This window comes from Marmoricola sp. URHB0036 (genome assembly GCF_000426045.1).
In the GTDB taxonomy this organism is placed as follows: Bacteria; Actinomycetota; Actinomycetes; order Propionibacteriales; family Nocardioidaceae; genus Marmoricola.
Genome location: NZ_AUEP01000003.1, coordinates 559038 through 565308 on the forward strand (window position 1 = coordinate 559038; position 6271 = coordinate 565308).

The following is a 6271-nucleotide window of genomic DNA, read 5'->3' on the forward strand; positions in this document are numbered from 1 at the left end:
GTCAGCTCCCTGAAGGTCCGAATCGTTCGGCGCGGATGGTCTTGTTGGTGAAGCCGAGCCCGAGCAGCAGTCCGATCGTGTGCTCGACGAACCCGGTTGGTCCGCACACGTAGGCACGCGGTGCCACGCCCGTTGGCCACGTCGAAGGAGTGGCCAGGTCGTCGGTCGTGATCCGCCCGGGTGGCCGCTCCGACCCGGCCGGCGCCTGGCGGGTGTGCAGCACGTCCACGAGCACGCCGTCGTCCTTGGCCCGGCGCTCGAGCTCGTCGGCGTACATCACCTGGGCGGGGTCGCGCACGGAGTACACCAGCCGGAACGGAGCCCGGCTGTGCAGGCGGGCTCGCTCGCGCACCATCGCCATCAGGGGTACGACGCCCGAGCCGCCACCGACCAGCAGGATCGGTTGCTCGACCGGCGCCTCGGCCGAGGGTGACCAGACGAACCAGCCGCCGATCGGCCCCCGCACCTCGAGCTGGTCGCCGAGCTCCATGTCCTCCACGAGGTACGGCGAGACCTCGCCCTCGCCGACCTGCTGGACGGTGATCGAGATCTTCTCGTCGTCGACCGGCTCCGCGATCGAGTAGGCGCGCTGCGCGGAGTAGCCGTCGGCGGCGGTGAGGCGTACGTCGACGTGCTGCCCGGCCAGGTGTCCGGGCCACCCCGGCACGTCGAAGTCGAGCGTCCGCGCGGTCCTGGTCTCCGAGCGCAGCCCGACCAGCTGGGCCGGCAGCCACCGTGGGCGCGGCCCGCCGACGAGCCCCCGAGTGCGCGCCTCAGTCACCGTCGTACCGCTCCTCGCGCCAGGGGTCGCCGTAGTTGTGGTAGCCGAAGCCCTCCCAGAAACCGGGTTCGTCGCTGGGCATCATCGTGAAGCCGGACAGCCACTTGGCTGACTTCCAGAAGTAGAGGTGCGGCACCAGCAGCCGCACCGGACCGCCGTGCTCGGGGGTCAGCGGGTCGTCGTCGTACTCGAAGACCACCCAGGCCTTGCCGTCGAGCAGGTCCTCCAGCGGCAGGTTGGTGGTGTAGCCGCCGAAGGAGTGCGCCATCACGTATTCCGACGTGCTCTCGACGTCCTCGAAGAACGCGTCGACGGGTACGCCGCGCCAGCGGGTCTCCAGCTTCGACCAGCGGGTCACGCAGTGGATGTCGACCGTGACGTCCTCGACCGGCATGGCCAACAGGTCCTGCCAGGACCACGTGGACCGCTCGCCGGTCTCGGTCGTGATCGTGAACGACCAGTCGTCGGTGTCGACGTACTGCGTCGGCCCGGCGCTGAGCACGGGGAACCCGTCGGCGAGGTACTGACCCGGAGGCAGCTCCTCGGCCTCGCGTTGCCGACGACCGCCGAATCCGCGTGTGAAGACTGCCATGTGGGTTGCCTCCTTCAGGCCAGGGTGAGTGGCATCAGGGCGTGGACCTGACCGACCAGCACGTCGAGTGCTCCCTGCTGGTCACCGGTGAGGTAGCTGAGCAGTGCCTGCTGGAACAGCCCGTCGAGCACGCCGTACGCCGCCGACGGGGACATCGCGACCTCGACACCGCTGAGCTCGGCGTAGCGCGACACGACTCGCCAGATCATGTCCTGCAACGTGCCGTCGATCATCAGCACGGCCTCGCGGAGCGACTCCTCGAACATGCTCTGGGTGCGCAGGTCGTACCAGAGGCGGTGCATCGGCGCCTCGTCGGTGAGGGTCTCGACCAGCTTCGCCGCGAAGGCGTCGAGCAGGTCCTCAGGGGAGCTCGAGTCGGCGACGACACCGTCGTAGCGGCGTACGCACTGGGCCTTGTAGTAGGTCACGCAGTAGACGATCAGCTCGGTCTTGTCGGAGAAGTAGTAGTGCACGACACCGTGGCTGAACTCGGAGTTGTTGGCGATCTCCCGGAGGCTGGTGCGGGCGTAGCCGAGCTCACCGAGCGTCTGCAGCGCCGACTCGGCGAGCTGGTTGCGACGCTCGTCGAACTTGTCGGCGGGCGCCCGACGCGGCGCCTTGGCAGGCGACTTCGTCGTGGTGGTGGTGCTGGGCATGGCTCCCACCCTAGTGGAGTTCGGGACTGTCTGGACAAATGTCAAGCAATCTCTTGACAACTGTCAAGAGACGGCGCAGGTTGTGTCTGCGATCACCCACCCAGCTGAGGAGCACACCCATGACCGACCTCGACCTGACCGGACGCACCGCCCTCGTGACCGGGGGCGCCCAGGGACTCGGGGAGGGCATGGCCCAGGCGCTCGCCGCCAACGGCGCCCGCGTCGTCATCGCCGACGTGCAGGACGACGCGGGGGAGAAGGTGGCCGACTCGCTCAAGGGCGACGGCCACGGCTTCGTGCACCTCGACGTCACCGACGAGGCGAGCTGGGAGAACGCCACGACCGCGGCCGCCTCCGACTTCGGCGGGCTCGACATCCTGGTCAACAACGCCGGTGTCGAGATCACCAGCCTGATCACCGAGGTGGACCCCAAGGACATCCGCACCATGCTCGAGGTGAACATCCTCGGCACCGCGCTCGGGCTCAAGTGGGGGCTGCGGACGATGCGACCAGACGGTCTCGGTGGCAAGGGCGGCAGCATCATCAACATCTCGTCGGTGGCCGCGACGATCGCGTTCCCCGGCATCCCGATCTACTCGGCCACCAAGTCGGCGGTCGATCGGCTCACCCGTGTCGCTGCGATGGAGTCCGGCAAGCTCGGCTACGGCGTACGCATCAACTGCATCTACCCGGGGCTCGTGCCGACGGCGATGGGACAGGGACTGGCCGCCGACATGGCCTCGCTCGGCCTCTTCGGCTCTCCGGAGGAAGCCGTGGCCGGCGTGGTCGAGCTGACGCCCTCCGGCCGGCTCGGCGAGGTCTCCGACATGGCCGACGCGGTCGTGTTCCTCGCCTCCGATGCCTCCCGCTTCGTCAACGGCGTCGGCCTGCCCGTCGACGGCGGGATGGGGATGTGACCATGACCGAGAAGCCTGTCGTCGTCTACGGCGCCTCCGGCTACACCGGCCGACTGATCTGTGAATACCTCCGCGAGTACAACGTGCCCTTCGTCGCGGCCGGCCGCGACGGCGGCAAGCTGAAGGCCTCGATGGAGGGCAACGTCGCCGGCATCGAGACCGCCGACTACGAGGTGGTCGAGGTGACCCACGACCTCGCCTCTCTGACCGAGCTGTTCAGCGGTGCCTCCGTCGTGCTCAACACCGTCGGACCGTTCAGCAAGTGGGGTCCCGAGGTGGTCGAGGCCTGCCTGGCCTCCGGTGCGCACTACACCGACACCACCGGTGAGCAGGACTGGCTGATCAGGTGCGACGAGGAGTACGGCGCCGACTTCGCCGCCGCCGGCCTGCTCCTCGCGCCCGGCATCGCGCAGATGTACACGACCGGTGAGATCGCCGCCGAGGTCGCCCTCGAGAATCCTGGCCTCGACACCCTCGACATCGCGGTGTTCTGGGGAGGCAGCCCGACGATCGCCTCGACGCAGACGATCCTGTTCAACGCGGCGCTCTCCGGCGCGCACTACCTCGAGCAGAACGCCTACGTGCCGTTCGACCCCGAGGCCGGCCACTACCAGCTCGCCATCCCGGGGCAGCACGAGCTCGCCCTCGCGCTTCCGTGGGGCGGCACGTCGCACCCGGTCTGGTACCGCAAGGACCCCCGCGTCGCGAACTGCAAGGCGCTCGGTGGGGTGTTCAACAAGGCGCTGATGCTCGGCGTGCCCCAGATCGTCGCGGGCGCGCTCGAGGCGACCAAGGACATGGACCCCGACGAGAAGTACGCCGCCCTCGCAGCCACTGCCGCGCAGGTGATGAACTCGATGCCCCCGCGCGAGAACCCGCGGCTGAACAAGTCGCTCGACTCCGTGCACGCGTCCGGTCCCCTGGGACGCGCGCACTGCGTGATCCACGGCAACCAGAACTACAAGCAGACCGGCCTGCTGCAGGCCTACGCGGCGTACTCGTTGCTGATGCAGCCGCCCAAGCGGGTCGGCTTCGCGTCGGGGTGCCAGGCCTTCGGGCACCGTGAGCTGCTCGGGGTGCTGCGCTCCTTCGGGCTGGTGTCGGAACCGGTCCTGACCGTCGAGGCCTGAGAAGCGAGAGCTGAGTCGTGCGTCTGGTCGACTACCTCGACAAGGGGGCCTCGGTGGATCCCGAGGCTCCCTGCCTGACCACCGACGGCACCAGCTCGTCGTACGCCGAGGTGCGCGAGCTCAGCTTTCGCATCGCGGCGGCACTCGTGCGCGCGGGAGTGGAGCCGGGTGACAAGGTCGCGATCCTGTCGGCCAACGACCCGGTCGCGTTCAGCTGCGTCTTCGGGATCAGCCGGGCGGGTGCGGTGTGGTGCCCGATCAACCCGCGCAACGAGGCGGCCGAGAACCGCGAGCTGCTCGACCTCTTCGACTGCACGGTACTCATCCATCAGCAGTCGTTCACACCGCTGGTCGGCCAGATCCGCGACCGGCTGTCGAAGCTGACGACCGTCGTGTGCCTCGACGGCGTGCCGGCGGAGGGTGCGCTGTCGTGGGAGGAGTTCCTCGGGTCGTCCTCGGCGGACCACGTCGACGCCGATGCCGTGGACGATCTCGCCATGATCGTCGGCACCGGCGGTACGACGGGGCGGCCCAAGGGCGTGATGCTGACCGGCACCAACCTCGAGACCATGACCGCGATCACCCTGATGAGCTACCCGTTCGAGGGGCGTCCGGTCTACCTCGCGCTGGCGCCGCTCACCCATGCCGCGGGAGTGCTCTGCTTCCCCGTGCTGGCCAAGGCGGGGGAGATCGTGGTGATGCGTACGCCGGACGTCGAGCGCTTCCTCGGCCTGGTCGAGACCCACGGGGTGACGCACACGTTCCTGCCTCCGACGCTGATCTACATGCTGCTCGACCATCCAGGACTGTCGGTCGTCGACCTCTCCTCGCTGCAGTGCTTCTGGTACGGCGCTGCGCCGATGTCGACCAGCCGGCTCGAGGAGGCGCTGACCCGGATCGGCCCGGTGATGGCGCAGCTGTTCGGCCAGACCGAGGCGCCGATGATGGTCTCGGCGTTGCCGCCGGCCGATCACTTCCTCGAGGACGGCTCGATCGCCCACGACCGGCTGGCCTCGGCTGGTCGTCCGACTCCGCTGGTGACCGTGGCGATCATGGACGAGGCGGGTGAGCTGCTGCCGCGCGGTGAACGTGGCGAGATCGTCGTACGCAGCTCGCTGGTGATGCGTGGCTACTACAAGAATCCGGAGGCGACGGCCGAGGCCTCGGCGTACGGCTGGCACCACACGGGCGACATCGGCTTCCTCGACGGCGACGGGTTCCTGTTCATCGTCGACCGGGCGAAGGACATGGTCATCACCGGCGGCTTCAACGTCTACTCGACCGAGGTCGAGCAGGCACTCATGCAGCACCCCGACGTGGCCGACTGTGCGGTGGTCGGGCTGCCGGACGAGAAGTGGGGCGAGCGGGTCACGGCCGTCGTACAGCTGCGGCCGGGGAGGGAGGTGGCCGGCACCGAGCTCGCCGGCTTCGTCAAGGAGCGCATCGGCAGCGTCAAGGCGCCCAAGCAGGTCGAGGTCTGGCCCGACCTGCCGCGCTCCAAGGTCGGGAAGGTGCTCAAGACCGACATCAAGGCGACGTTGACGAAGAGCTAGGTGTGATGCCCAGGCACGTTGGTCGAGGCGCTGCGATGAATCGATCTGACGCGTAGACGGGTGAAGACCTCCCGATGTGGAGTGGAGCTGTCTAAGGAACCGCTCCAACCAGGAGGTCTTCATGTCACACGCTACCCACGCCAACGCGGCCCTGACTCCGCGCGCTCGTCTTCGCCTGGCCCAGTTGGTCATCGATCACGGCTGGTCGCACGCCCGCGCAGCTGAGCGCTACGACGTCTCCTGGCGCACCGCCAAGAAGTGGGCCGACCGCTACGAGGTCGAGGGACGCGCCGGCATGGTGGACCGGTCCTCACGACCGCACCACCAGCCGAACCGCACTCCGAGGCCGGTGGTCCGCAGGATCGTGCACCTGCGCTGGAAGCAGCGCCTGGGACCGATCCAGATCGGCGACCGGCTGGGTGTTCCCGCCTCAACTGTGCACGCGGTGTTGGTGCGGTGCCAGCTGAACCGGCTCTCCCACATCGACCGGGCGACCGGCGAACCGATCCGCCGCTACGAGCACGAGCATCCTGGCGACCTTCTGCACATGGACGTCAAGAAGCTCGGCCGCATTCCAGAGGGAGGTGGCTGGCGCTACGTCGGCCGCCAGCAGGGCAAGGCGAACCGCATCGCGACCCAAGG

At 68.6% G+C, this 6271-nt stretch carries 7 protein-coding genes; 4 read left to right on the forward strand and 3 right to left on the reverse strand.

Annotated elements, in window-relative coordinates:
* Nucleotide 1: 1 nt before the first annotated feature.
* From H976_RS0102570 to H976_RS24200, 3 genes are read right to left on the reverse strand one after another with little or no spacing between them, the layout of a single operon-like run.
* Nucleotides 2-781 carry a ferredoxin reductase gene (locus H976_RS0102570; protein ID WP_027860250.1) on the reverse strand — a complete coding sequence of 260 codons (780 nt, stop codon included), beginning with the start codon at nucleotides 779-781 and terminating at the stop codon, nucleotides 2-4.
* Nucleotides 774-1373 carry a sulfite oxidase-like oxidoreductase gene (locus tag H976_RS0102575; protein WP_027860251.1) on the reverse strand — a complete coding sequence of 200 codons (600 nt, stop codon included), beginning with the start codon at nucleotides 1371-1373 and terminating at the stop codon, nucleotides 774-776. Before H976_RS0102575 ends, H976_RS0102570 begins: the two co-directional genes overlap by 8 nt.
* 14 nt (nucleotides 1374-1387) lie before the next feature.
* Nucleotides 1388-2029, reverse strand: a complete 642-nt coding sequence (locus H976_RS24200) for a TetR/AcrR family transcriptional regulator (RefSeq protein WP_036224007.1) — start codon at nucleotides 2027-2029, stop codon at nucleotides 1388-1390.
* Nucleotides 2030-2148: 119 nt separating this feature from the next.
* Between H976_RS24200 and H976_RS0102585 the strand changes: the two genes are divergently transcribed.
* From H976_RS0102585 to H976_RS0102600, 4 genes are all read left to right on the forward strand, one after another.
* A complete protein-coding gene (locus H976_RS0102585) occupies nucleotides 2149-2946 on the forward strand; it encodes an SDR family NAD(P)-dependent oxidoreductase (protein ID WP_027860252.1) in 798 nt (265 codons plus the stop codon).
* 2 nt (nucleotides 2947-2948) lie between these two features.
* Nucleotides 2949-4076, forward strand: a complete 1128-nt coding sequence (locus H976_RS0102590; RefSeq protein WP_027860253.1) for a DUF5938 domain-containing protein — start codon at nucleotides 2949-2951, stop codon at nucleotides 4074-4076.
* 17 nt (nucleotides 4077-4093) lie between these two features.
* Nucleotides 4094-5629, forward strand: a complete 1536-nt coding sequence (locus tag H976_RS0102595) for a long-chain fatty acid--CoA ligase (RefSeq protein WP_027860254.1) — start codon at nucleotides 4094-4096, stop codon at nucleotides 5627-5629.
* Between the two features lie 121 nt (nucleotides 5630-5750).
* The coding region (locus H976_RS0102600) for a leucine zipper domain-containing protein (protein ID WP_027860255.1) at nucleotides 5751-6271 on the forward strand (521 nt) is incomplete at its 3' end.

Coding starts and splice junctions, on each gene's coding strand:
- H976_RS0102575 (WP_027860251.1), bottom strand. CDS start 1,373: ATGGCAGTCTTCACACGCGGATTCGGCGGTCGTCGGCAACGCGAGGCC.
- H976_RS24200 (WP_036224007.1), bottom strand. CDS start 2,029: ATGCCCAGCACCACCACCACGACGAAGTCGCCTGCCAAGGCGCCGCGT.
- H976_RS0102585 (WP_027860252.1), top strand. CDS start 2,149: ATGACCGACCTCGACCTGACCGGACGCACCGCCCTCGTGACCGGGGGC.
- H976_RS0102590 (WP_027860253.1), top strand. CDS start 2,949: ATGACCGAGAAGCCTGTCGTCGTCTACGGCGCCTCCGGCTACACCGGC.